Origin of the sequence: Mesorhizobium sp. M2E.F.Ca.ET.209.01.1.1 (assembly GCF_004010375.2) — a bacterium.
GTDB lineage: Bacteria > Pseudomonadota > Alphaproteobacteria > Rhizobiales > Rhizobiaceae > Mesorhizobium.
In genome coordinates this window covers 46321-69761 of the sequence record NZ_SADP02000005.1, presented here as the reverse complement: position 1 = coordinate 69761, position 23441 = coordinate 46321, and the positions used below count along the sequence as shown (strand labels likewise).

18 protein-coding genes are annotated in these 23441 nt (G+C 64.1%); 3 read left to right on the top strand and 15 right to left on the bottom strand.

What is annotated here, in order from left to right; genetic code table 11:
- From EN852_RS11800 to EN852_RS11765, 8 genes are all read right to left on the bottom strand, one after another.
- The coding region (locus EN852_RS11800) for an SdrD B-like domain-containing protein (protein WP_210238233.1) at positions 1 to 2198 on the bottom strand (2198 nt) is incomplete at its 3' end.
- Positions 2199 to 2271: 73 nt separating this feature from the next.
- Complete coding sequence (locus EN852_RS11795; RefSeq protein WP_127873931.1) at positions 2272 to 3573, bottom strand: HlyD family type I secretion periplasmic adaptor subunit; 1302 nt, start codon at positions 3571 to 3573, stop codon at positions 2272 to 2274.
- A 1-nt stretch (position 3574) separates the two neighbouring features.
- Positions 3575 to 5620, bottom strand: coding sequence for a type I secretion system permease/ATPase (locus EN852_RS11790; RefSeq protein WP_246694249.1), 2046 nt, complete (start codon positions 5618 to 5620; stop codon positions 3575 to 3577).
- A gap of 559 nt (positions 5621 to 6179) precedes the next feature.
- Positions 6180 to 7037 carry a patatin-like phospholipase family protein gene (locus EN852_RS11785; protein WP_127873932.1) on the bottom strand — a complete coding sequence of 286 codons (858 nt, stop codon included), beginning with the start codon at positions 7035 to 7037 and terminating at the stop codon, positions 6180 to 6182.
- On the bottom strand, positions 7034 to 8422 hold the full coding sequence (locus EN852_RS11780) for a pitrilysin family protein (protein WP_127873933.1): 1389 nt from the start codon (positions 8420 to 8422) through the stop codon (positions 7034 to 7036). The genes EN852_RS11785 and EN852_RS11780 overlap by 4 nt, the downstream gene beginning before the upstream one ends.
- A 2-nt stretch (positions 8423 to 8424) precedes the next feature.
- The gene (locus EN852_RS11775; RefSeq protein ID WP_127873934.1) at positions 8425 to 9786 is read right to left on the bottom strand and encodes a pitrilysin family protein; all 1362 of its coding nucleotides are present in this window, start codon (positions 9784 to 9786) and stop codon (positions 8425 to 8427) included.
- A 150-nt stretch (positions 9787 to 9936) separates the two neighbouring features.
- On the bottom strand, positions 9937 to 10491 hold the full coding sequence (rsmD, locus tag EN852_RS11770) for a 16S rRNA (guanine(966)-N(2))-methyltransferase RsmD (RefSeq protein ID WP_127873935.1): 555 nt from the start codon (positions 10489 to 10491) through the stop codon (positions 9937 to 9939).
- Positions 10472 to 12421 carry a pseudouridine synthase gene (locus EN852_RS11765; protein WP_127873936.1) on the bottom strand — a complete coding sequence of 650 codons (1950 nt, stop codon included), beginning with the start codon at positions 12419 to 12421 and terminating at the stop codon, positions 10472 to 10474. The genes rsmD and EN852_RS11765 overlap by 20 nt, the downstream gene beginning before the upstream one ends.
- A 180-nt stretch (positions 12422 to 12601) precedes the next feature.
- Here EN852_RS11765 and EN852_RS11760 point away from each other — a divergent pair, with 180 nt between their 5' ends.
- On the top strand, positions 12602 to 13060 hold the full coding sequence (locus tag EN852_RS11760) for a nucleoside deaminase (RefSeq protein ID WP_127873937.1): 459 nt from the start codon (positions 12602 to 12604) through the stop codon (positions 13058 to 13060).
- Positions 13061 to 13103: 43 nt separating this feature from the next.
- Here EN852_RS11760 and EN852_RS11755 read toward each other — a convergent pair whose 3' ends face one another.
- The 7 genes from EN852_RS11755 to EN852_RS11725 form a co-directional block, all read right to left on the bottom strand.
- Positions 13104 to 13778 (bottom strand): hypothetical protein, encoded by a 675-nt coding sequence (locus EN852_RS11755; RefSeq protein WP_127865452.1) that lies wholly within the window; start codon positions 13776 to 13778, stop codon positions 13104 to 13106.
- Positions 13779 to 13968: 190 nt separating this feature from the next.
- Positions 13969 to 16947, bottom strand: coding sequence for an isoleucine--tRNA ligase (gene ileS, locus EN852_RS11750; protein WP_127873938.1), 2979 nt, complete (start codon positions 16945 to 16947; stop codon positions 13969 to 13971).
- Between the two features lie 250 nt (positions 16948 to 17197).
- Positions 17198 to 17998: a MipA/OmpV family protein gene (locus EN852_RS11745; protein WP_127873939.1), complete on the bottom strand. Its 801-nt coding sequence runs from the start codon at positions 17996 to 17998 to the stop codon at positions 17198 to 17200.
- Positions 17999 to 18129: 131 nt separating this feature from the next.
- On the bottom strand, positions 18130 to 18342 hold the full coding sequence (locus EN852_RS11740; protein WP_127873940.1) for a hypothetical protein: 213 nt from the start codon (positions 18340 to 18342) through the stop codon (positions 18130 to 18132).
- A gap of 23 nt (positions 18343 to 18365) precedes the next feature.
- The gene (locus EN852_RS11735; RefSeq protein ID WP_127873941.1) at positions 18366 to 19910 is read right to left on the bottom strand and encodes an acid phosphatase; all 1545 of its coding nucleotides are present in this window, start codon (positions 19908 to 19910) and stop codon (positions 18366 to 18368) included.
- 157 nt (positions 19911 to 20067) lie between these two features.
- Positions 20068 to 21150 (bottom strand): glycosyltransferase family 4 protein, encoded by a 1083-nt coding sequence (locus tag EN852_RS11730; protein ID WP_281407781.1) that lies wholly within the window; start codon positions 21148 to 21150, stop codon positions 20068 to 20070.
- Positions 21151 to 21257: 107 nt separating this feature from the next.
- Entirely contained in the window at positions 21258 to 21653 is a 396-nt protein-coding gene (locus EN852_RS11725; RefSeq protein WP_127873943.1) for a hypothetical protein, read from the bottom strand.
- On the opposite strand from EN852_RS11725, the gene EN852_RS11720 reads away from it, so the two are divergent.
- Positions 21621 to 22340: a hypothetical protein gene (locus tag EN852_RS11720; RefSeq protein ID WP_127873944.1), complete on the top strand. Its 720-nt coding sequence runs from the start codon at positions 21621 to 21623 to the stop codon at positions 22338 to 22340. The two genes, EN852_RS11725 and EN852_RS11720, sit on opposite strands and share 33 nt — an antisense overlap.
- A gap of 127 nt (positions 22341 to 22467) precedes the next feature.
- On the top strand, positions 22468 to 23433 hold the full coding sequence (locus tag EN852_RS11715) for a glycosyltransferase (protein WP_189545861.1): 966 nt from the start codon (positions 22468 to 22470) through the stop codon (positions 23431 to 23433).
- Positions 23434 to 23441 lie beyond the last annotated feature (8 nt).

Here is a 23441-nt window from a genome sequence, read left to right as displayed (position 1 = left end):
CCCGCGCTGAAGTCGCCGCTGTTGTCGTCGTCGATGAAGATCGTCACCGGACCATGCGACCAGGCGACGTCGTCCGCCGTCTTGCCGTCGCCGGTCAGGTCCTCGTACTTGGTGCCGGAGATCGAGAACAGCTGGAAGTTGACGAAATCCTGGTTGGTCAGGTCCTGGCCGCCGGTCAGGCTGTTCTGGTTGATCTGCACCGGGCTCAGATGCGTCCAGCCCGCCTTGTCTTCTTCCTTGATGATGTAGTCGCCGGGCGCCAGCCCGGTGAACTGATAGGCGCCTGTTGCATCGGTGGTCGTCTGCGCCACCTGCTCGCCGGCATCGGCGACGTTGTTGTGGTTGGCGTCGTTGTAGAGCGTGATCGTCCAGTTGTTCACCCCGGTCTCGTCGCCGGTCGTCGCCAGGCTGCCGTCGGCGTCGACATATTTGTGACCCGAGATCGAGCCGAGTTGTGTATTGATGAAGTCCTGGTTGGTCAGATTCTGGCCGGAGGTGACGCTGTTCTGGTTGATCTGCACCGGGCTCAGATGCGTCCAACCCGCCTGGTCCTGTTCCTTGATCAGATAGTCCCCGGGCACCAGCCCAGTGAACTGGTAGAGGCCGTTGACGTCGGTCGTCGTCTGCGCCACCTGCTCGCCGGCATCAGCGACGTTGTTGTGGTTGGCGTCGTTGTAAAGCGTGATCGTCCAGCCCTGCACCGCGGTCCGGTCACCGGTCGTCGCCAGGCTGCCGTCGGCGTCGAGATATTTGTGGCCCGATATCGAGGCCAACTGGAAATTGCCGAAGTCGTTGTTGTGGCTGTCCGCGCCGGCCACCACGTTGATGGTATACTCGCCCTGCGCGTTGTTCGGCGCATCCTGCGACCATCCCGCCTGCGGCACCTCGCGAACGGTGTAGGTGCCAGGCGTGACCGTGAATTTGTAATATCCGTTTGCGTCGGTGGTCGCAAACGGCTCTCCCGATTCCCATTGGTTGTCGTTGTTTACATCCAGATAGATCTTCCAGCCGGCGAGAGCCGGCTCCCCGGCTTCCCACACATGGTCGGCGTTCAGGTCATTGAACTTGTGACCATCGATCACCTGGCCGATCTGGCGATTCCACTCCTCGAAGCCGGAATCGGCCGTCCAGGTGCTCGGCGCCGTTTCCGTGGAACCTTGATAAGTGCCGGCCTGGTAGCCGAAGCCAGAATAGAGATAAATGAAAGGCTTGGTCGGATCGAAATTCGCCACCGGAACGAGGAACGACATGTCGGTGGTGTTGCCACTGCCCGGCTGGAGTTCGCCATTCAGGCCGATGAACTTATCGCCGCCGGCATCCAGATTGTAGATCAATGAAGCACCGTCCGCGGCCGGGAAGGCGCCGGTGCCCTGATCCGGGGTCGCTCCGGGTGCGTAATTGCTCAAGTTGCCGGCACTGGCCTGCCAGATCTGGAGCGTATCAAGAGAAAGGTTTTGGGAGGTGGCAGTGTTGGACTCATTGATATCGAGATCAAACCGATAATAACCGACACCATTTATGAATTGAATCGGAATGTCGGCGATGTTCAGTGAATGAACATATTGGCTGCCGCCCTTGGCGGTATTATCGAGAACGAAAGCATTGGCGTCGGTGTTGTACCCCTGTTCTGAGCCGTTGTTCTGAATGCGAACGAAGGGATCAAGCAGGCCCGTTCCCGCGCCGGTGACGACGTCGGAGGATGAAAAGATTGCACCGTTGATCGTTGCGGAGGTTTTGAAAGTCAGATCGACCATGGTCGCGGCGTCGGTGAAATTCACCGTCGCGACCTGGCCGCTCGACGGGTCTGTCATTGTGAGCACGAACGCCTGGTTTGCCGCGTCGCCGTTGACGTACCAGGACGTCTGGATCGAGCCGTTGACAACGCCGTCGAGATCGCCGGCGCCGCCATCGGTTACGGTCCAGGGCGTACCGGTGCCGGTGAGATCGTAGGCGAGCACATCGTCCGCGGTGCCGAGGACGCCGTCGGCGCCGGCGCTGAGATGGGCAACCTCGAAGGTGAACGTGCCGCCATCCGAGACATTGGTGGTCGTGATTCCCACCGTCTCACCGGGTGCGTAATCCGCATCCGCCTGGTCAAGCGAGATTGCAGGCTGCGCGACGGGGTCGGCGCTTCCGGTTGTCGTGGGATCGGTTACCGTGAGCGGATCACCTGTCAGATTGTCCGTAATGTCGGCCATGACGTTTCCCCTTGAATTTGACTGCGGTTGCGTTCCGTATCTGCTGTTTCCATTTTCCCGCTCCAGGCGGGGCTTACTGTCTGAAAGCTCGGGTGATCTGGTCCTGCAAAGGCTTCACCAGGTAGGAAATCACCGATCGGTCCTCGGTCTTGATGAAGGATTCCACCGGCATGCCGGGCACCAGCTTGACCTCGCCGAGGCGTGCAACCTGGGCGGCGGTCGTCCTGATGCGCACGGTGTAGTAGCTGGCGCCGGTGCGCTGGTCGGTGGCGATGTCGGGCGAGGTCCTCTCGACCACACCATCGATCTGCGGCGTGGTGCGCGTGTTGAACGCCGAAAAGCGCAGCGAGGCCGACTGGCCGACCCACAACTTGTCGATGTCGCTGGGTGCGATCCTGGCTTCCACGGCAAGGCTGTCGTTGTCGGGCACGACCTGCATGATCGTCTCGCCCGGTTTCACCACGCCGCCGACCGTATAGACGATCGACTGCTGCACGACCCCGTCCTGCGGCGCCCGGATGTCGACCCGCTTCAGCTGGTCCTCGGCGGCGACCTTACGCTCCAGGAGTTCGCTCATCTGGCCGTCGACGTCGCGAAGGTCCTTGTTCACTTCGGTGCTGAGGTCGAGATCGATCTGGATGATCTGCAGCTTGATCTCGGCGATCTTTCCCTCGGCCTGCGCCTGGGAGGCAACGAGCTGGCCGCGTTCGCCGTCGAGGCGCGTGGCCTCGCGCTCAGTCTGGGTCAGCCGGTCGATCGAGATGAGCTTCTTCGCCCAGAGCGCGCGCACCGAAGCGAGCTCTTTTTGCTCCAACTCGATCTCCTTGCTATTGGCATCCGCCTGCGCGATGTCGCCGGCGATCTCTTTCTCGAGCTGGGCGATGCGTTCCCCAAGCTGGCTCTTCTGGCCGGTGCGGGAGGTGCGCCGGGTCTCGAAATGCTGCTTTTCGCCTGCCACGGCTTCAGCGACGTCGGGATCGGCGACGCGGTCCAGAAGCTCGTTCGGGAAGATGATGTCGTCGCTGCCGCGGCGTTCCGAATCGAGACGCGCCTTGCGCGCCGTGAGCTGGTCGAGCGCCTTGCTCACCACCGCAAGATTGGCGGCCGGCACGGTGCGGTCGAGACGCAGCAGAAGGTCGCCGGCTTTCACCTTGTCGCCGTCGTGGGCATCGATCTCGGCAACGATGCCACCGGTCGCATGCTGAACGTTCTTGACGTGGGAATCGACCACAAGCGCGCCGGGCGCGATAACTGCGCCGGCGATCTCGGTGACCGACGCCCAGCCGCCGACGCCACCGGCAAGCAGCAGCACGGCCCCGAGCCCTAGCCGTGTATAGAAGCGGATCGACGCGTGGGAGTTGCCCGGCGCGGCCATGTCAGTTCCCTCCCCCGGTTCGGATGGCGGCGGCAACAGGGGCTGAGTCCGCGGTCGGCCGCAGCGGCGGGGTGCTTGACGCGACCGGCCGCAGCATCGGGAACATCTTGGCGAAAACCTCGTCCTTCGGTCCGAATTCGTGCAAGCGCCCCTGGTTCATCGCCATGATGAAATCGACTGCGGCAAGCACGTTCGGACGATGGGCGACGATGACGACAACGCCCCCGCGCTCACGAACGCCAAGCATCGCGCGGATCAACGCCTGCTCGCCGTCCATGTCGAGATTGGAATTCGGCTCGTCGAGCACCACGAGGAACGGATCGCGGTACAGCGCGCGGGCCAAGGCAATGCGCTGGCGCTGCCCGGCCGAAAGTGCTTCGCCATGCTCGCCGATCTCGGTCTCGTAGCCCTGGCGGAAGCTGACAATCAGGTCATGCGCGCCGGCGGCCTTTGCCGCGGCGATGATAGCGTCGGCGTCGGCGTCCAGTTCGAAGCGCGAGATGTTCTCGGCGACGGTGCCGGCAAACAGCTCCACATCCTGTGGCAGGTAGCCGATATGGCGGCCGCGCTCCTGCGAGGACCACTGGTCGAGATCGGCGCCGTCAAGCTTGACGCGGCCGCTTACCGGCTGCCAGGCCCCGACGAGAGCCCTGACCAGGGTGGATTTTCCCGAACCGCTCGGGCCGATGATGCCGAGCCCATGGCCCGCCTCCATGGCGAAGCTGGCGTCTTGGACCAGCAGCCGTTGCGCTCCAGGAGCCGCGATCATCGCATTCTGCATTGTCACGCTGGCGTTAGGCGCCGGCAACAGCATCGGTTCATTCTCGGCAGGCATGGCCGCCAGCACTTTGGTCAACCTTTGCCAGCCCTGGCGCGCGCTCACGAAACCTTTCCAGTTGGCTATCGCGAGATCGACCGGCGCCAGCGCGCGGCCGCTGAGGATGGAGGCGGCGATGATGACGCCCGCCGTGGCCTCCTGTTCGATCACAAGCCAGGCGCCTATGCCGAGCATCGACGACTGAAGCAGCATGCGCAGTACTTTCGACACAGCGCCGAAGCTGCCGGCAACGTCGCTGACCTTGCGCTGGTCAGCAATGAAATCGAGGTTAGCATCTCGCCAGCGCGACGCGAGCCCGCCGGCCATACCCATGGCGGCGACAACTTCAGCATTGCGCGTGCCGGCAGTGATAAGCCCACCGCGCCGGTTTCCACTCGAGGTGGCGGCGGATACCGGTTGTCGGGTCAACCGCTCGGCAAGCAGGGTCAGCACGACCAGCACGATCGCCCCGAGCAGCGCCGTCACACCAAGCACCCAGTGGAACATGAAGATGATGACCAGGTAGATAGGCATCCATGGCAGGTCGAAGAGCGCCGTCGGACCCATGCCGGACAGGAAGCCGCGCACGCTGTCGAGATCGCGCATCGGCTGCAGACTGTCGCCCTCGCGCCCTGCCTTCAGCGGCAATCTCAGCATCGAGGTATAGACGCGATGGCCAAGCGCCTCGTCGAGCGCCCCGCCGATCCGCACCAGAACCCGAGCGCGCACGAAATCGAGAAAGGCCTGCCCGCAATAGAGGATGACGAGCAGGATCGAAATGCCGACGAGCGTCGGCAGGCTGCGGCTGGGCAGCACGCGATCATAGACCTCGAGCATGTAGAGTGAGCCCGCCAGCATCAGCACGTTGAGCATGCCGCTGAACAGGCCGACCGCGACGAAGGCGGACCGGCAGCTGGCAAGCGCGGCGGCGAGCTCGGAACGAGCGGAGCCGGCCGGCCGACGGCCGGTCGCTCTCGTCGAAGGTTTGCTGCGTGTCACTGTGCGAGAGTGCGCGGCGTCGACGACGCTTTCCGCCGCATCTTGCACCACGCCGCCTCGGGCGCGGAACATGGCCAGGCAACCGAAACCTACCATCGCCGCCGCGACGAGCATCGAGCCTATCGATACATGCCGGCCGGAGCCGAAGAGGAAAAACATGGCAACGCAAGCGACGAGGATCAGGCCGACAAGCCGCACCTTCGCCTGCGCCGAACCAAAGGCTGTGCCCATCAACCTGAGCGACGCGCTACTGAACCCCACAGCCACGACACGCCTTTCACATCCCGGGCGCGTCAGTTGCCGCCGTTGGCATGATGGCCGGGCGAGACAGCCCAAGCACCCGTGCCAAGAGCGCTGAGATCAGCGCCTACTCCGTAAAGGGGGGATTCGCATAACGTCGAGCAAGCCGCACCAACTGCCTTTGGCCGGCGAGTGGCGGCTCTCGGCGGCTTACAGCTCAAGGATGACGGCGACGGCGGCGAAAATGCCGCAATGCTATTCCTACCCCAGTAGCGCCGTAACTCGTTGTTGCCGGTCGGGAGATTATTTGCGCTACCTTATATTAGGAAATTATTAACTCTACCGGAGCGTGCGTCAACGGGCAACTCGATGAAGAGTTTGTGACATGCCTCAAATCTATGCATAAAAGGCTGCTAATCAGTACAAAGAATACCTCGGGTTATTCTTAGGTCCAGCTCAACCGAAGACCTATGCGCCGACCCATCGGACTTCGGTTGTCGGACCTCGGTCGCCACCGCTTGCGCCTGAAGGGTGCGATCAGAGGAGACCCTCAGACAGCGTTCTTCTTCCCCCGCTTGCCGCCATGCCTGGCGACCGCCTTTTCGACGGCGCGCTTCAATTCGTCCTTGATCTCCGCCGTCTCGGCCATCAGTGCCTCGATCTTCAGGAAATCGAGCACGCGATACTTCGAGACTTTCGGGCGGATCAGGATGTCGGGGCTGGACTGCTGCAGCTTGTTGGCGATGATCGACTGCATCATCAATTGCGAGGCGCCATACATCAGGTCGACCGTGGTCGGGTGCTTGCGTTCGGCGTCGCTCGGCGCTCCGACCACGTCGATCGCGATGATGATGTCGGCATCCTTTTCGAGGAGATCGAACGGGACGGGATTGTAGATGCCGCCGTCGATCAGCAGGCAGCCATTGCGCACCACCGGACGGAACACCGCGGGGATGGCTGCCGAAGCGGCGAGCGCCGAATGCAATTCACCCTCGGCGAGCACCGCCAGCTTGTGACCGAAATAATCGGTCGCCGTCACCTTGAGCGGGGTCGTCAGCGCGTCGAACGTCTGGGGGATCGCTTCGGGCAGGAAGGCCTTCAGGATGCGCTCGATGTTGAACTGGCCGACGCGGATGCCGCCCTGCATGGCCTCCGCGATCGTGCCCGGCCGCGAGCGCCACATGCGCGCCGCCACTTCGGCCCGGCTGCCGAGGATCGATCGGGCATAGCCGTGGATCTCGGCGCCCGTCATGCCCGACGCCATGCCGGCTCCCATGATGGAGCCGATCGACGAGCCGGCGATCGCCACCGGCTTGATGCCAAGCTCGTCGAGAGCCTCGATGATATGGATATGCGCGAGACCGCGCGCGCCGCCGCCGCCGAAAGCCACCCCGAAGGTCGGGCTCATCCCTTGCCGCCTCCCGCCACCTGCACCAGTGGCGGGCCGATGACCATCACGGCGGGATCGGCCGACAGCAGCTTCTTTGCCGCCGCCCTGACGTCGGCGAGCGTCACCGCGCTGATGAGCGAGGCGCGACGCTTCATATAGTCGATGCCGAGATGATCGACCTGCAGCTCGACCAGCGTCGAGGCGATGGAACTGGAGGAATCCAGATTGTTGATGGCGTAGGCACCGATCAGGTATTTCTTGATCGCCGCGAGCTCCTCCTCCGTGGGACCATTCTCAGCCATGTCCTTCACCACCTGCCGCACGATCGCAAGCGTTTCGGCGGCGCGGTCGGAGCGCGTCGCGGTCGTCACCAGCAGCGCGTGGGAGTGCTCGTTGTCGACGAGATCGGAACTGACGCCATAGGCGAGGCCGCGTTTCTCGCGCACTTCGGCGAAGAGCCGCGAGGTGAAGGTCGAGCCGCCGAGGATCTCGTTCATCAGAACCGTGGCGAAGAAATCCGGATCGCTGCGTTTCACGCCCGGCCAGGCGAGCTGCAGCGAAGTCTGCGGCAAGTCGTAATTCACTTCGAGCTGCTGCCCGAGCTTTGGCGTGACATCGGCCACCGGAGCCAGCGTCTGCTTTTCGGGCAAATCGCCGAACACCTCGTCCAGCTTGTCGCCCAGCGCCGCGGCATCGATGTCGCCGACCACCGCCACATGCAGGCCGTCGCGGGCGAAATTGGCCTTGTGGAAGGCCTTGATGTCATCGGCGGAGATGGTTGTCAGGCTGTCCTTCGTCCCCTGGTCGGAACGCGAATAAGGATGCTCGCCATAAATGGCGCGCAGCCAGCGCTGCTGCGCCACCGTGTTCGGATCGCGCTCATTGGCGAGGATGCCGGAGAGCACCTGGGCGCGGATGCGGTCGATCGGCGCCTGGTCGAAACGCGGCCGGTTGACGGCAAGTCTCAGCAGCTCGAAAGCTTCGTTCTTCTCCTGCGACAGCATGCGCATCGAGCCGTAGGTGCCGTCGCGCGCGGCCTGGAAGCTCATCTCGGCGCCGGCATCGTCGAGCTTCTGCTGGAAGGCGTCGCTGTCGAGGTCGCCGGCGCCTTCGTCGAACAGGCCGGTCATAAGGTTGACCAGGCCCTCCTTGCCGGCCGGATCCTGCGCGCTGCCGCCATCGAAGACGAAGCGGATGGCGATCAGCGGGATCGAATGATCCTCCACCAGCCAGGCAGTGATGCCCTTCTTCGACTTCACCTCCTGGATGTTCATCTCCGCGCGGGCAGCGAGCGCCGGCAGGAGCAGGAAGAACAGGGCGAAGCAAAGGGTGGCGACGGCGCGATGGATTTTACCTTCTCCCCTTGTGGGAGAAGGGAAGCTGCTGGCATGTTCCATGCTCATCATCAATTCCCCGCCTGTTGCTGCGGCAAGAGATAGCCGGTGGTCGAATGATCGAGCACCAGGTAGCGGGCAGCCACCGCCTTGACCTCATCGGCGGTGACCTTGCGGATACGGTCCGGCCATTCCTGCACGTCCTTGACGTTGCCGCCGGTGGCAAGCGTGGAGCCATACATGTTGGCCATGTCGTCCTGCTTGTCGCGGGCAAAGATCATGGAGCGCACATAGCGGGTCTTGGCCCGTTCCAGCTCATCGTCGCTCACGCCGTCCTTGACGATGCGGGCGATCTCGGCGTCGACCGCCGCCTCGACATCGGCAAGCTTGGCGTCGCCGCGCGGCGCGCCATAGACGGTGAAGTTGGTGGCATCGAGCATCGTGCCCTGGAAATAGGCGGCCGCGTCGGAGGCGATCCCCCGCTTGACGACGAGTTCCTGGTACAGCCGGCTGCGGTTGCCGCCGCCGAGGATCTCGGCGAGCAGATCGAGCGCCTCGGCCTCGCCGGGCTTGGCCGTATGATAGGATGGCACGACCCATTGCGTCGAGAAGCTCGGCACCGAGACACGCGCATCGGTCAGCGTCACGGTGCGTTTGGTGTTCTGCTCCGGCTCGACCGGGCGGATGCGCGGCCGCAGATCCGGACCGCGCGCGACCTTGCCGTAGGTGCGCTCGGCCATCGCCTTGACGGCATTCGGATCGACGTCGCCCGCGACCACCAGCACCGCGTTGTTCGGCCGGTAATAGTTGTCGTAGAAGGCTTTCGCGTCCGGACGGTTGAGCTGCTCCATTTCCTGCATCCAGCCGATCACCGGAATGCGGTAGGGCTGGTTCTGCCAGAGCGTCGCATCGACCTCCTCGTCCAGAACCGCCTGCGGATTGCTGTCGATGCGCGAGCGGCGCTCCTCCAGGATGACGTCGCGCTCGGTCTTGATGACGTCGTCGGTCAAGATCAGGTTGCGCATGCGATCGGCCTCGAAGCCCATCATCTGTTCGAGCGCCGAGGGTGGCACCGTCTCGTGGAAGGCGGTGTAGTCGTAGGAGGTGAAGGCGTTGTTGGAGCCGCCGATCTCGGACACGGCACGGTCGAACTCACCGGCCGCGTGATTGGTCGTGGCCTTGAACATCAGATGCTCGAAGAAATGCGCGATGCCGGATTTGCCGGCGGGCTCGTCGGCGCTGCCGATCTTGTACCAGACCATGTGGGTGACGATCGGCGCGCGATGGTCCGGGATGACGACCACTTCCATGCCGTTGTCGAGCAGGAAATCCTTGACGTCGCCATCGTCGGCCGCGCGGGCCGGAGCCGACGCCGCCATCGCCAGCGTGCCGACAAGGAGCGCCGCGCGCAGCGCAATCCGTGTAGGTGTCATCAAGTTCTCCGGTCCCGGTTGCGCGACGATAGGCAAGGTTCGCTGGTGAGGCAAAGTGAATTGTTCGGCATTTTCGAGGCGTGGCCGGAGCATGATGCCGAAAAGTGTGAAGCGGTTTTCGGACGACATCATGCTCACTTCCAGAACAACCTAGCTGGCCTCGATGAACCGGATAACCGTTTCGCCGTAATTGCGCTCGTCCATCACGGAAAAGCCAGCGCCCGGCTCGAACGGCGCCGAGGCCGCCTCCTCGACGACGCAGAGCGCGCCGGGCAGAAGCCAGCCGCCGGCCCTGGCCGAGCGCAGCGCGCGCTCGCCGAGGCCTTTGCCATAGGGCGGATCGGCGAAGATCAGGCCAAAGGGCGAGATCGTGCCGGCTTCGCCGAGATGCGTGGCATCGCGGCGGAAGATTTTGGTGCGGCCGGTGAGCCCGTAGGCCTCGACATTCTCGCGGATCAGGCCGCGCCCCTCGGTCGATTCCTCGATGAAGACGCAGTAGGAGGCGCCGCGCGACAAAGCCTCGAGCCCGAGCGCGCCCGTGCCGGCGAAGAGGTCGAGCACACGGCCGCCCTCCAGCTTGTCGGCGTAGCGATGCGCCAGGACGTTGAACACCGCCTCGCGAGTGCGGTCGGTCGTGGGGCGAATGGCATTGCTTTTCGGCGTCGCCAGCGGACGCCCGCGGAACTCACCGCCGACGATCCGCATCGCCGCCCCTCTTCGGACCGCGCGGCCTGTTGCCGCCATCGCCTTCGGGGCGCTCGCCGCGGGGCTTGCCGAAAGGCTTCGCGCCCGGCTTGCCCTTGCCGCCCGGCTTGTAGGATGCCTTGCGCGCCTTCGCCTCGGCGGCCCTCGCGGCGTCGGCTTCCGCCCTGCCCTTGCCGATCGGCCGGGCGCCCGGCGCCATCCAGACATTGGCCTTGCGCTGGCCCGGCGGCTCGATCGGCCGCTGCTCGCGCTCGGATTTCCTGCCGCGCGGCTTGTCGCCAAACCCGCCGCGATCGGACTTCGCGCCGCGCTCGCCAAATGCCCTTTCCGGCTTCGTCGAGAGCTTGCTCAGCGCCTCGTCGCGGCTGCCTTCGCGGCGCTTGCGCGCCTTGATCAGTCCACCCTCGCCGATCGGCCGGCGGTCGCCGTCGCGCGTGAATTTCGGGCGGTCGGCTTCTTCGCGGCGCGGACCACTTCCGCGCACCGGCTTGTTGGAAAACGGCTTCTGGATTTCGGCATCGAAATTGGCGCCGGCTTCCTCGATCAACCGCTCGCCGAGTTGCTCGCGCAGCACCCGACCCTTGATTTCCAGCACATGTCCCTCGGGCAGATCTTCCAGCTGGAAGGGGCCGTAGGAGATGCGGATCAGCCGCGTGACATCGAGGCCAAGCGCGCCGAGGATGTTCTTCACCTCACGGTTCTTGCCTTCGCGCAGCCCCAGCGTCAGCCATGCATTGGTCCCCTGCTCGCGGTCGAGCGAGGCCTCGATCGAACCGTAGAAGACGCCGTCGACGGCGATGCCGTCGCGCAGGCCGGCCAGCGCGCTCTCCTCGACCTTGCCGTGGACGCGCGCGCGGTAGCGCCGCAGCCAGCCGGTGTCCGGCAGTTCGAGCACGCGCGACAGTCCGCCGTCATTGGTGAGCAGGAGCAGGCCTTCGGTGTTGATGTCGAGCCGGCCGATGGTCATCAGCCGCGGCAGGTCGGACGGCAGCACGTCGAAGACGGTCTTGCGGCCTTCCGGATCGCGGTTGGTGGTGACGACGCCCGCCGGCTTGTGGAACAGGAACAGGCGCGTGCGCTCGATCGGCGGGATCTCGGTGCCGTCGAGATGGATGACGTCGGTGGCGCTGACGTTGAAGGCCGGAGAGTCCAGCACCTTGCCGTTGACCTTGACGCGGCCGGCCGCGATCAGTTCCTCGGCGTCGCGGCGCGAGGCTATGCCAGCGCGCGCCAGCCGCTTCGCGATGCGCTCGCCGGCCTCCGGCGCGGCTTCCGAAGGACGCGGACGCGGCTTGAAGCCGCCTTCCGGCTTTCCCGCGCCGCGCGGACGATCGCTGAAATCACGCTTCGGCCGGTCGGCAAAGTCGCGTGCAGGGCGCTCGCCGAAAGCAGGCCTGGAGCGCTCGAAACGGCGTTCGCCACGTTCGCCTTCAGCGGCCACCGGCCGGTCACCGCGTGGCGTATAGGGCTTGCGGCCCTCGCGTTTGTCGAAGGGTTTGCCGTCGCGCGGCGGGCCTTTGCGGAACGGCCGGTCGCCGCGCTCCGCGCCTTCACCCGTGTCACGCGGCCCCGTTTCACGCGGCGTGTAGCTGCGCTTGAAGTCGCGGGCCGGGCGCTCGCCTTCGGCCGCCATCGGCCGGTCACCGCGTGGCGCAAAGGGCTTGCGACCTTCGCGCTTCTCGAAGGGCTTGCCGTCACGCGGCGGACCTTTGCGGAACGGCCGGTCGCCCCGCTCCGCGCCCTCGCCCGCTTCGCGGGGCTTGTGGCTGCGCTTGAAGTCGCGGGCCGGGCGCTCGCCTTCGGCGGCCATCGGCCGGTCACGCTTCGCGAACGGCTTCTTGGCGCCGTAGGCCGGCTTGCCGTCTCGCGGGCCCGCCGGTTTCGAGCCGCCTTTGCGCGGCCCGCGTGGAGATTTCTTGTCGTCGTCCATTACTTTGCTCGTCTTTGCCTGCTACAGCGCCGCGCGCCCTTGCGGACGCCCAACGCAGGCAGTGTCATCTTGATTTTGCGCATCCAGCGGCGCGGCAAAAACCGATTCCGGTTTTCAGGGTCTCGCGCTAGATAACAGGATCATTCTCGGGTGGCGAGGAATAATCGGGATGGAAACCGCTTGAAACGACCGGATTTCATGGCCTTGGCGCTTGCAGAGGCCGAGGCGGCGGCCAGCCGCGGCGAAGTGCCGGTCGGCGCGGTGATCGCCAGCGGCAACACGGTGATCGCGAAAGCCGGCAACCGTACCCGCGAGCTTGTCGATCCGACGGCGCATGCCGAGATGCTGGCGATCCGCGAGGCCTGCCGGAAGCTCGCCAGCGAGCGACTGACCGGGCACGATCTCTATGTGACGCTTGAGCCCTGTGCCATGTGTGCCGGCGCGATCTCCTTCGCCAGGCTGCGGCGGCTCTATTTCGGCGCCGCCGACGAGAAAGGCGGCGCGGTGGTCAACGGCGTACGCTTTTTTGCGTCGCCTATTTGTCACCACACGCCCGACGTCTACGCGGGGATCGGCGAAAGCGAAGCCGCGCTCATCCTCAAGGCTTTCTTTCGCGAGAGACGGAATGGTAGTGAGTAGTCAGTAGTGACCGGATCACTACTGACTACTGACTACTGACCATTCACAGACCAAGCCAGTCGAACCAGCCGCCCTTCTTGCCTTCCGCCTGTGCCTTGAGGCGGCGCTCCTTCTTGTACTCGTCCTCGCCTAGTTCGTTCTGCGGCGCGGCATCGGAGGGCTGGCGATAGGCAAGCGGCGGCTCGCTCAGATATTTGCGAGTGGTCGGGTCGCCCTGCTTCTGCTCGGCAAGCCGGCGCTGAATCTCGGCGGTGCGCGTAGCGCTGGAATCATCGGGCGACCAGCGCGGCGGGTGGCTGGAGGCCGAGTCAGCCATCGCCTTCTTCACCGACACGGGATCGGTCTGCACATCCTCGACGGCTTCCGGCTGGTAATTCGGGTCGTTCTGATGCGCGGTGGCGTCGGCGCGGATGCGGGCGCGGCGCGCCTCGGGCGATTCGGGCCACTCGGTGCTCGCCGTCTCGATGCTCTCCTGCGGCGGCGGCAGGGTTTCCTTCTGCCCCGGGGCGGGCTTCACCAGATCGGGACGCGGCTTGTAGTCGATCGGATTGCGGCGCTTCGGCGTGATCGAGACTGCGCCGGAAACATCGTCGAAGAGCTGCGCGGCGGCCGTCTTGTCGGTTCCGTAGGTCGGCGAGCTCATGCAGCCCGACAAGGCGATGGCCGATACCACAAGCGGCGCCAGCAGCGCGGCGCGCGCGAACGTTCTGTCGGTCATGCCAAAAAGTCCCACTCTAACTGCCTTTCGGTCGCCACCGGCCAAGGGCACGGTCCCCTTCTTCCCCGCACTTGCGATGGAAATCCGGCGACAATTTGTCTGCCGGAGTGTCGCGTGTTTACCTCAACCACTTGTTATGGGCAACGCGCGGGCGGATATGGTCCGCCCGGCGTGGTACTTTTGCACCGGCTTATAGACGCCCAAGCGCCTTGAGCTCGTGCAGCACAGCAGCGTCGCGAGCCGAAACATCCGGGAATTCCGGATCCTGCCCGACATCGGCGGTGTAGCGCCAGGAGCGCGCGCATTTGACCAAGCCGCGATCCTCGGCTTTCTCCACGACCACCGCCACGCCCTTGACGTCGTCGAGCGTGAAGGCGCCTTCCGGCACCTTGCCGTGCTTGATGACAAGGTCGCTGGTGATCGCCATCTCGGCCATGTCGACATCGGCGATAGCCGCTTCCAGCGCGGCGTCGTCCAGCGTCACCACCGGCACGGCTTCCAGCGAAGAGCCGATCAGCTTCTCGGCGCGCGCGATCTCCAGCGCGCCGGTGATGACGCGGCGCACCTGTCTCACCTTGCGCCATTTCTCGGCCAGCGCCTCGTCGCGCCAGTTCTGCGGGATCGCCGGGAACTGGTTGAGATGCACCGAGACAGCATCCGGATGGCGGTCGAGCCAAGCCTCCTCGGTGGTGAAGGGCAGCATCGGCGCCAGCCACTTCACCAGGCATTCGAAGAGGTAGCGCACCACCTGCACGGCCGCCCTGCGGCGCAGGCTCGTCGGCCCGTCGCAGTAGAGCGCGTCCTTGCGTATGTCGAAGTAGAAAGCAGAGAGCTCGACCACCATGAAGTCCAGGAGCGCGCGGGTGATGCGCTTGAACTCGAAGGCGTCGTAGCCCTGGCGCACCACCTCGTCCAATTCGGACAGCCGGTGCAGCATTAGCCGCTCCAACTCCGGCATCGTCTCGACCGGCACATCCTTGCCGTCGTCATGGGCGAGCGTGCCCAGCATCCAGCGGATGGTGTTCCTCAGCTTGCGATAGGCGTCGATATTGGTCTGCAGCACGTTCTTGCCGAGCCGCTGGTCTTCCCAATAATCGGTCGTCACCACCCAGAGCCGCAGGATATCGGCGCCGGACTGCTTTATCACGTCCTGCGGCACCACCGTGTTGCCGAGCGATTTCGACATCTTGCGGCCTTCCTCATCCATGGTGAAGCCATGGGTGATGACCGCCTCGTAAGGCGCCCTGCCCCTAGTGCCGCAGCTTTCGAGCAGCGAGGAATGGAACCAGCCGCGATGCTGGTCGGAGCCCTCGAGATAGACGTCGGCCGGCCATTTGAGGTCCGGACGGTCTTCCAGCGTGAAGACATGGGTCGAGCCGGAATCGAACCAGACGTCCAGGATGTCCATCACCTGGTGCCATTTCGAGGCATCGTGATTGCCGAGGAAACGCTCCTTGGCGCCGTCGGCGAACCAGGCGTCCGCGCCTTCCTTCTCGAAAGCATCCATGATGCGCTGGTTGACGGCCTCGTCCTTCAGCACATTGCCGTCCTCGTCGGCGAAGACGGCGATCGGCACGCCCCAGGCGCGCTGGCGCGAAAGCACCCAGTCCGGGCGCTCCGCGATCATGGCGCGGATGCGGTTCTGGCCGGCAGCCGGCACGAAGCGGGTGTCGTCGATGGCCTTCAGCGCGCGGCTGCGCAGCGTCGTGCCGTCGCCGAGGTCCTTGTCCATGTAGACGAACCATTGCGGCGTGTTGCGGAAGATGATCGGCTTCTTCGAGCGCCAGGAATGCGGGTAGCTGTGCTTCAGCCGGCCGCGCGCGAACAGCGCGTTGCGCCTGATAAGCTCGTCGATCACCGCCTGGTTGGCGTTGCCCTTCTTGCCGTTGTCGTCGATGACGCGCGCGGCCCCACCCTCGCGGTCCGGGCCGAAGCCCGGCGCATCGCGGGTGAAGAAGCCGGCGTCATCGACCGGGAACGGGATCGCGGTGTCGACGCCGCGCTTGACGAGCTCGGCCACCGCGTCCGTCCAGGCGTCGAAGTCCTCGCGGCCATGGCTGGGCGCCGTATGGACGAAGCCGGTACCGGCATCGTCAGTGACATGCTCGCCGGCAATCATCGGCACCGGGAATTCATAGCCGCCGCCCAGTCCCCGGAACGGATGCGAAAGCGTTAGGCTTGCAAGCTGTTCGCTTGAGACGCTGTGAAGGCGCGTCAACGTCACTTTTGCCTTGGCCGAAGCATCCTCGGCCAACGCGTCGGCGAAGATCAGCTTTTCGCCAGGCTGCGGTCCAAAGCTGTTCTCGGCGGCCGTGACCTCGTAAAGGCCGTAGGCGACGCGCGGCGAATAGCTGACGGCGCGGTTGCCGGGGATAGTCCAGGGCGTGGTCGTCCAGATGACGACATGTGCCTCGAGCAGATCGAGCGCGGCGCCGTCCAGCGCCAGCGCGGCGCCGGCGACCGGCTGGGCGAGGCTCGCGACCGGAAACTTCACCCAGATCGTGTCGCTCTCATAGTCCTGGTATTCGACCTCTGCCTCGGCGAGCGCGGTGCGCTCGACCACGCTCCACATCACCGGCTTCGAGCCGCGATAGAGCTGGCCGGACATGGCGAATTTCAACAGCTCGCCAGCGATGCGCGACTCGGCATGGTAAGCCATGGTCGTGTAGGGATTGTCGAAATCGCCGATGACGCCCAAGCGCTGGAACTCTGAGCCCTGCACCTTGATCCAATGCGTGGCGAAGTCGCGGCATTCCCTGCGGAACTCATTGACCGGCACCTCGTCCTTGTTCTTGCCCTTGGCGCGATACTGCTCCTCGATCTTCCATTCGATCGGCAGGCCGTGGCAGTCCCAGCCAGGCACGTAATTGGCGTCGTAACCGCGCATCTGGAAGGAGCGGTTGATCACGTCCTTGAGTATCTTGTTCAGCGCATGGCCGATATGGATGTTGCCATTGGCGTAGGGCGGGCCGTCATGCAGCACGAATTTTTCGCGGCCGGCGGCCTCCTCGCGCAGCTTCCTGTAGAGCTCCATGTCCTGCCAGCGCTTGACCAGGCCGGGCTCCTTCTCGGGCAGGCCGGCGCGCATCGGGAAATCCGTCTGCGGCAAATGAAGCGTCTTGGAGTAGTCGATCGTCTCGGACGTATCGGTCGTAGGGGTATCGGTCATCGATTTGCCATCTCAAATTGCCCGGCGGGCATAAAGCTCGGGCGATATGCGTTGATTTCTGAAAAAGCGCGAGGGGGGCGCGCCAAAACTCCCGGCGGTTCCAGCGGCGCTCAGGCCGCCCGGAACACCGGGCCCGTAATTCGTATCGCGATCGCGAAAAAGCGCGAAAAGCTCATCATGGCGTGGCTTTTAGCGGATGGCGCGGCAGGAATAAAGCGCGGATTTCAACGCATGAAGCCGCTTTCACGACCTACATCGTGAAATTGAAGCGGTAGGTTGTCGACACGCCGAACATCCACTGGTTGCGGTCGCCGCGTTCCTTGACCAGGCTGGAATCGGCTGCCGGCCCCATCAGGCGCGAATATTCGGTGAAGAGGCTGGCCGTCATCGGCTCGGTCACCTTCCAGGTGATCGCGCCGCCGAGGCCGGTCGACTTCACGCCGCCGCCCGGATGGTATTCGCTGATCCCCGAGGCGGCTGCCTCGGTGGCGTTGACGCCGTAATAGGCATCGAAATAGTTGGACGAGGCGAAGGCCACGCGCGGGCCGCCGGAGATGCGCACACTGGGCGTGATGTCGTAGAACGCGTCGGCCGCGATGTCGGCAACGAAGCCGTTGTGGGAGCGAATGCCATGCCGCAACTCGGCGCGGGCGCGCAGCCAATCCAGCGGATAGAACTCGAAGAAGCCGCCGACCTCACCGCCGAAGCGCACCGGGTCGAGGCCCTCGAGCTCGTCCTTGCTGGTACGATGGAACAGGAACTTGCCGGTCAGGCCGGCGCGCACGGAGCCGTCGTCGATCAGCGCCAGCGAGATGTTGTCGTTGCGTGAGGTGAAGCGCGCCTCGGGACCGACCTTGCCCAGCGAGATGATCGGCTGGGCGCTGAACATGTATTTCTTGCCGCCCTCGAAATTCGGCGCGACCAGGCCGGTGGCGCCGAGCGTCAGGTACCAGTCGCCGGATATCCAGCTGCCACCCTCGCCCGCCTGGGCGACAGGCGCGGTGAACAGACCTATGGCGACGGCCAGCGGAATCGTCCCGACAATACGCATCGTCACCCCTTACGCGAAACGCGCCGGCAACACCACCTGCCGGCGCCCAAGCCATGCCGTGCGTTCGGTAAAATTTGACTTAAAATCGGTAACATCGAACGGCAGTTGGGAATACGAGGACAGCCGCCGGATCAGGCGTTGCGCGACGCGACAGGAAGGTCCAGCAACCCAGCCACGGTCTTGCTGCCTTTTCCGGCAATGCGCGCAGAGCCGTCGTCGCCCACCTCTACCGTGGCACCGTTGGCGAAACTGAGCGACCAACCGTCGTCCGTGACATTACGCCGGCGGTCGGTGAGCTCGATGCCGCCAGCGGTGACCAGCGCGACAATCTTGTCAGCGTCCATCTTCGTCCTCCGCTTACGCGCCCTCAATTCAGGTCGAGCCCGCCGGTAAGGTCACCGAGCGGGGGCTCGCCATGCGCGGCAACGGCCCGGTCGCGGACCACGATGCCATGCAGCACCGGCAATTCGAAGCGCTCGGTGATGAGGCGCAGGATCGACGTCGTGTCATAGGGCGTATGATCGACATAGCCGTGTTTGGCGAAGGGCGAAACGATGATCGCGGGGATGCGCGTGCCTGGCCCCCACCGATCACCCTTGGGCGGAGCGACGTGATCCCAGATGCCACCGTTCTCGTCATAGGTGACGACGACCAGCATATGCGGCCATTGCGGGCTTTTCTCCAGATGCGCCACGACATCGGCGATGTGTCGATCGCCGGCCTGGATGTCGGCATAGCCGGAATGCTCGTTGAGATTGCCCTGCGGCTTATAGAAGGAAACCTGCGGCAGCACGCCGTCGTCGATCGCCTGGATGAAGCTCACGCCACTCAGCCCGGCGTCGCGAAGATGTTCACGCCTGGCTTCGGTGCCCGGAGCATAGTTGGCGTAGTAATTGAACGGTTGGTGATGGTACTGGAAATTCGGCGTCGGCGAATGGTTGCCGTGGTCAAGCGTGTATTGCCAGGCGCCCGAATACCAGGCCCAGGTTACGTGCTTTAGGCTGAGCATGTCGCCAATGGTCGGCTCGCTCTGCGGCGGCAATGTCGTGGGCTTGGCCGGATCCGCAAGCAGTGGGTCGCCGCCGGCCGCCGGGTCGTTGCCGCTTGGCTGGTAGGGTGGCTGCATGGTGTTCACGGCGTAGAAATCCGGCGTCAGATTGCCGTCGGAGACAAATTTTGGGACTCCGTCGCGCGCTGATTTCGGTGAATTGTCGGCGATCTTTAGCGCCGTTCCGCTATCGTCCGTCACCGCGATCGATGGCTTGGCCGGGCTTTTATCGGCATTGGCGTAGTAGGGTGCGCAGGCGCAGATCAGCCATTGGTGATTGAAGAACGAGCCGCCGAAGCCGCCCATGAAGAAGTGGTCTGCCAGCACGTATTTCTGCGCGACTGCCCACATGTCGCCCTTGGAGGTGTCCCAGTTGCTCATCGGCATGGCGCCTGAATCGCCCCAGGCAACGAACATGTCGTTCTTGCCGCCGTTGATCTGCATCTGGTTCTGATAGTAGCGGTGCCACAGATCGTGCGTGACAACGCTTAGCGGGACGTTGAAACCCTTCGCGTCGTTGACGGTGAACGGGCCGTTCGGAAGGTGCTCGGTCATCGCCTGCGTCACCGGCGGCGTGACGCCCTTGGCGGTCAGCCCGTCCCAGACCGGCGGCAGTTCCGACAGCACTGAACCGTCACGGTCACGCTGCTGCAAGCTTTCCTGGCTCGCCTTGTCGATGCCGTCCGCACCGGGAAAATGGCCATAGAGATTGTCGAAGGCGCGGTTCTCCGCGAAGATGACGACCACCGTTTCTATCTTGGCCAAGCCGTCCGGCGGATCGCCGGGCTGGGCCGCGGAAGCCGAAGCGGCAGCACACAGAGCGAGAGCCGAGGAAAACAGGGCCAGCGTAGAGGAGCGCTTCATCACCGTACCTCACCAGTCGTGCAAAACGGGATGACACCAGCTTCGGCGAATCTTTGCAATAGCGGCGACTCCGGACGGCATAGGGACTCCCTGACGACAGCATGTGCGAGGCACAGCGGCATCGCCCTTGGCGATTTGGATCGCTTGTGTCGCCGCGCTACGCGGCGCGCCGATTGCGCCGCGATGCCTCGATCAGGTCGCAGGCCGCCTCCAGCCCGCCGGTAAGCGGGTTTGACGCGCCGTAGGCAAGGGCCGCCTCGTGCCATTGTGCCCGCACCGCCGGGTCGCCTGCCTTCAGGACCGCCTGTCGCCAGATTTCGGGATCGTCGTGATTGGCCACAACCAGTCCAGCCCCGCTGGCTTCGACATATTTTGCATATCCGCAAGCGGCCGACGCAATGACCGGCAGGCCATTTGCGAGCGCCTCGAGGATCACCGTGCCGGTGTTTTCCAGGCGCGCCGGGTGCAACATGAAATCGCTCGCAACCACAACCGCAGGGATGTCCTCCTGGATGCCCAGGAGGATGACCCGGTTCGACATGCCGCACTTGGCAATCAGGCTGCGCAGCCGGATTTCCTCCTCGCTGTTTTTGCGAAGACCGGCTACCAGCCAGTGGATATCCGGGAACGGCTGCAGGGCCTTCACCGCCCGGTCGAGACCCTTCACTTTCATTCTGTTGGCGATGCTCAAGGCAATGACGGCCTGGCGGGGAAGCCCGAAACGATCGCGGATTTCATTGCGGTCGCCGGCCTGCAATTCCGGCCGGCGGCGTTTCGGATCGAGCGTCGGTCCGACAACATGGATGCGCGATTCCTCGGTTCGCCAGAAGTCGCGGTAAAGCGCTGCCTGGTGCTCGCTGAGCGCAATGATCTGCACAGCGCTGCCGGGGGCAAAGATCATCGATTCGAGCTTTTGCTGGCGCATGAAGCGGGGCGAAAACGGCCGCCACCATCCGAGCTTCGAGGCAAAATAGGGCGGGTCGCCGGCATAATAGATGTCGAGGCCCGCCATCTTGTTGAAACCGACGACGCAGTCGAAATCCCGCCTGGCCGTCAGCAGGGTCTTTCCCAGCGCATATTCGGTGCCCGGATTGGAGATAACCCGGGCAGGCTGGACCTTTATCGTCGCCGAGCTGTCGACATGACCGACCTGGCGTGTCGTCAGGATCGTCACGTTATGGCCGCGCTTGATCAAGCGGTCGCTAATATTGAGACAATCCCTTTGCAGACCCCCATTCATGAACAGGGCAGAGATTGCGCAGCAAATTCTCATTGTATGTTCCGGAGAGCGCCATTTACCCAAGTCCGATCGGCGGAGAGCTGCGGGCGCGCCGTAGACTTCTTCCTTCAAACAAACAAAGCAGGGCGCTTAGTGTCAGTCGTGTTGAAAAGACGAATATGCTGTATATAGCGGGTTATCAAGAGACTTGGACGCTGTTGCGTTCGAGCTTTTCCAAAAAAAATCAACCGGATCGCGATTGTGAAGATTCCATGGATTAATTGTGGCTGCCAAGCCGGTTTTGCCTGAGAGTTGCCATACCCGTGCCAAAGGCCCTGCGTGAATACAACTGGCGGCAATGGCTGAGGCTGCAGCCGCTGACACATGCCGTCAAGACGGCCCGCTACCGGAAAATCGACCGAAGGTTCCTGAGCCTGCCGGCCAAGGCTGGCGACATCGCGGGCATTCGCGATGCCGCCCGGGGTCGCGATGTGCTGCTCACGATCGCCTTTGGCGATGCCCAATGCCTCGATCTGCAGGCGCGGCTGGCCAGGAGACTTGTCCGTCACGACCTCCACATCGTGGCCGACAACAGCATCAGCGAAGCTGCCGCGGACGAGAACAGGCAGATATGCGCGGCCCGAGGCGTTCCCTATGTCAGGCTGCCGGCCAATCCATGGACCGTGAAAAATCCGAGCCGGTCCCACGGCGCGGCGCTCAACTGGATGTGGCGCAATATCCTGAAGCCGGCCGCGCCGGCCGCGTTCGGATTTCTGGACCAGGACCTCTTCCCGACGCAGCCATGCGACCCCTTCGCGCCTCTTCAAGATGTGGCGTTCTATGGCGACCTGCGCCGAGCGGGCGCGCGCTGGTATTTGTGGGCGGGCTATTGCTTCTTCCGCTTCGACGCCGTCAGCCGCAAGCCTCTCGATTTCGGGCTCGACTGGTTCGCCGGCCTCGATACCGGCGGGGCCAACTGGGAGGTGCTTTATCGGGATGTGGACCCGAACGCGCTGCCGCAACGGCCGATAACGGAATTCGCGGCCTTGCCCGGGGTTGACCTCAGGCAGGCCTATTGCGAATGGCGGGGAAGCTGGCTTCATGAAGTCGGCCTCGACGGCGACCTCTCGTTGAAGGCGAAAAAGCGCGAGGCGGTTTTACGCTTGCTGGAGCCCACCCTTCAGGCCCTGCCCGGATCGGCGCTACAATGAGATTGGCAGTCGACACAGTGATCGAACTTTGCGATGGAGCCTTGAGTCCAGACCGCAAACACCCCGTACCCAAACTGGCCGATTCGACGGTCATTCGGTCACGCCCGATTATCGCAAGGACGTTCTGTTGCCGACAGTAAGTGTGATCATTCCGGTGAAAAACGGCGCGGGCTATGTCGGCGAAGCCCTGCAAAGCATTCTGGACCAGGATCTGGCTGATATCGAAGTCATCGTCATCGACGATGGCTCCTCGGATGACAGCGCCGCGATCGCGACGTCGCTCGGCGAGGGCGATGGCCGCGTCAAGGTTGTCGCCAATCGCGGCAAAGGCATCGTCGACGCGCTCAATATGGGAATTGCGCTGGCGCAGGCCCCTCTCGTGGCGCGCATGGATGGCGACGACATCTCGCTGCCCGACAGGTTGCGCCTGCAGGCGGCGCGTTTCGACGCGGATGCCGATCTGCAGCTGCTCGGCACTGCGGGATGGCAGATCGACGGGGACGGAAAATCGTTGAGGCCAATGGAGGTTCCCATCGGCAACGAGCCGTTGCGCTCTGCCCTTACCAGATACAATCCCATGCTTCATCCGACGGTGATGTTCCGGACCGAGGCCGTCCGGCGCATGGGAGGCTACCGTCGCGCATTCACCTATGCGGAGGATTACGATCTGTGGCTGCGGCTTTCCGAGACCGGAAAGCTGGCCAATATGGATGCGCGGCTGGTCAAATTGCGCTCGCACCCGGGGCAGGTGTCGCGCGTCAAGGAGGATCAGCAAAAGGCGGCCGCGGCGCTGGCCAGGCAGTCGGCGCTGTTGCGCCGCTCCCGCGCCGAGCCGTTCGACACAAGCAGCCAACCCACGGAGGCCATCGGAACCTTTCTGGCATGGCGCGCCGCCACGGGGGCCGGTATCTCGAGCCAGGAAAGACGCGACATCGAATTGCTGTTGCGAACGACGGGCATACCTTTGGCCACAACCTGCAAGCTGCTGCTCCTCGCGGCTGTCGGCGCCCCCTCGTTCAGGACGCTCGCGCTCGGGCCTCGACTGGCCTGGCGCAGGATGATTGCGCGTCCTGCCAAGATGCGGCCTAGCTGATGTGGCCC

Excerpts from the sequence above, each read along its gene's own strand:
- EN852_RS11795 (WP_127873931.1), bottom strand. The coding sequence starts at position 3,573 with ATGGCCGCGCCGGGCAACTCCCACGCGTCGATCCGCTTCTATACACGG.
- EN852_RS11790 (WP_246694249.1), bottom strand. The coding sequence starts at position 5,620 with ATGGGCACAGCCTTTGGTTCGGCGCAGGCGAAGGTGCGGCTTGTCGGC.
- EN852_RS11785 (WP_127873932.1), bottom strand. The coding sequence starts at position 7,037 with ATGAGCCCGACCTTCGGGGTGGCTTTCGGCGGCGGCGGCGCGCGCGGT.
- EN852_RS11780 (WP_127873933.1), bottom strand. The coding sequence starts at position 8,422 with ATGAGCATGGAACATGCCAGCAGCTTCCCTTCTCCCACAAGGGGAGAA.
- EN852_RS11775 (WP_127873934.1), bottom strand. The coding sequence starts at position 9,786 with ATGACACCTACACGGATTGCGCTGCGCGCGGCGCTCCTTGTCGGCACG.
- rsmD (WP_127873935.1), bottom strand. The coding sequence starts at position 10,491 with ATGCGGATCGTCGGCGGTGAGTTCCGCGGGCGTCCGCTGGCGACGCCG.
- EN852_RS11765 (WP_127873936.1), bottom strand. The coding sequence starts at position 12,421 with ATGGACGACGACAAGAAATCTCCACGCGGGCCGCGCAAAGGCGGCTCG.
- EN852_RS11755 (WP_127865452.1), bottom strand. The coding sequence starts at position 13,778 with ATGACCGACAGAACGTTCGCGCGCGCCGCGCTGCTGGCGCCGCTTGTG.
- ileS (WP_127873938.1), bottom strand. The coding sequence starts at position 16,947 with ATGACCGATACCCCTACGACCGATACGTCCGAGACGATCGACTACTCC.
- EN852_RS11745 (WP_127873939.1), bottom strand. The coding sequence starts at position 17,998 with ATGCGTATTGTCGGGACGATTCCGCTGGCCGTCGCCATAGGTCTGTTC.
- EN852_RS11740 (WP_127873940.1), bottom strand. The coding sequence starts at position 18,342 with ATGGACGCTGACAAGATTGTCGCGCTGGTCACCGCTGGCGGCATCGAG.
- EN852_RS11735 (WP_127873941.1), bottom strand. The coding sequence starts at position 19,910 with ATGAAGCGCTCCTCTACGCTGGCCCTGTTTTCCTCGGCTCTCGCTCTG.
- EN852_RS11730 (WP_281407781.1), bottom strand. The coding sequence starts at position 21,150 with ATGAATGGGGGTCTGCAAAGGGATTGTCTCAATATTAGCGACCGCTTG.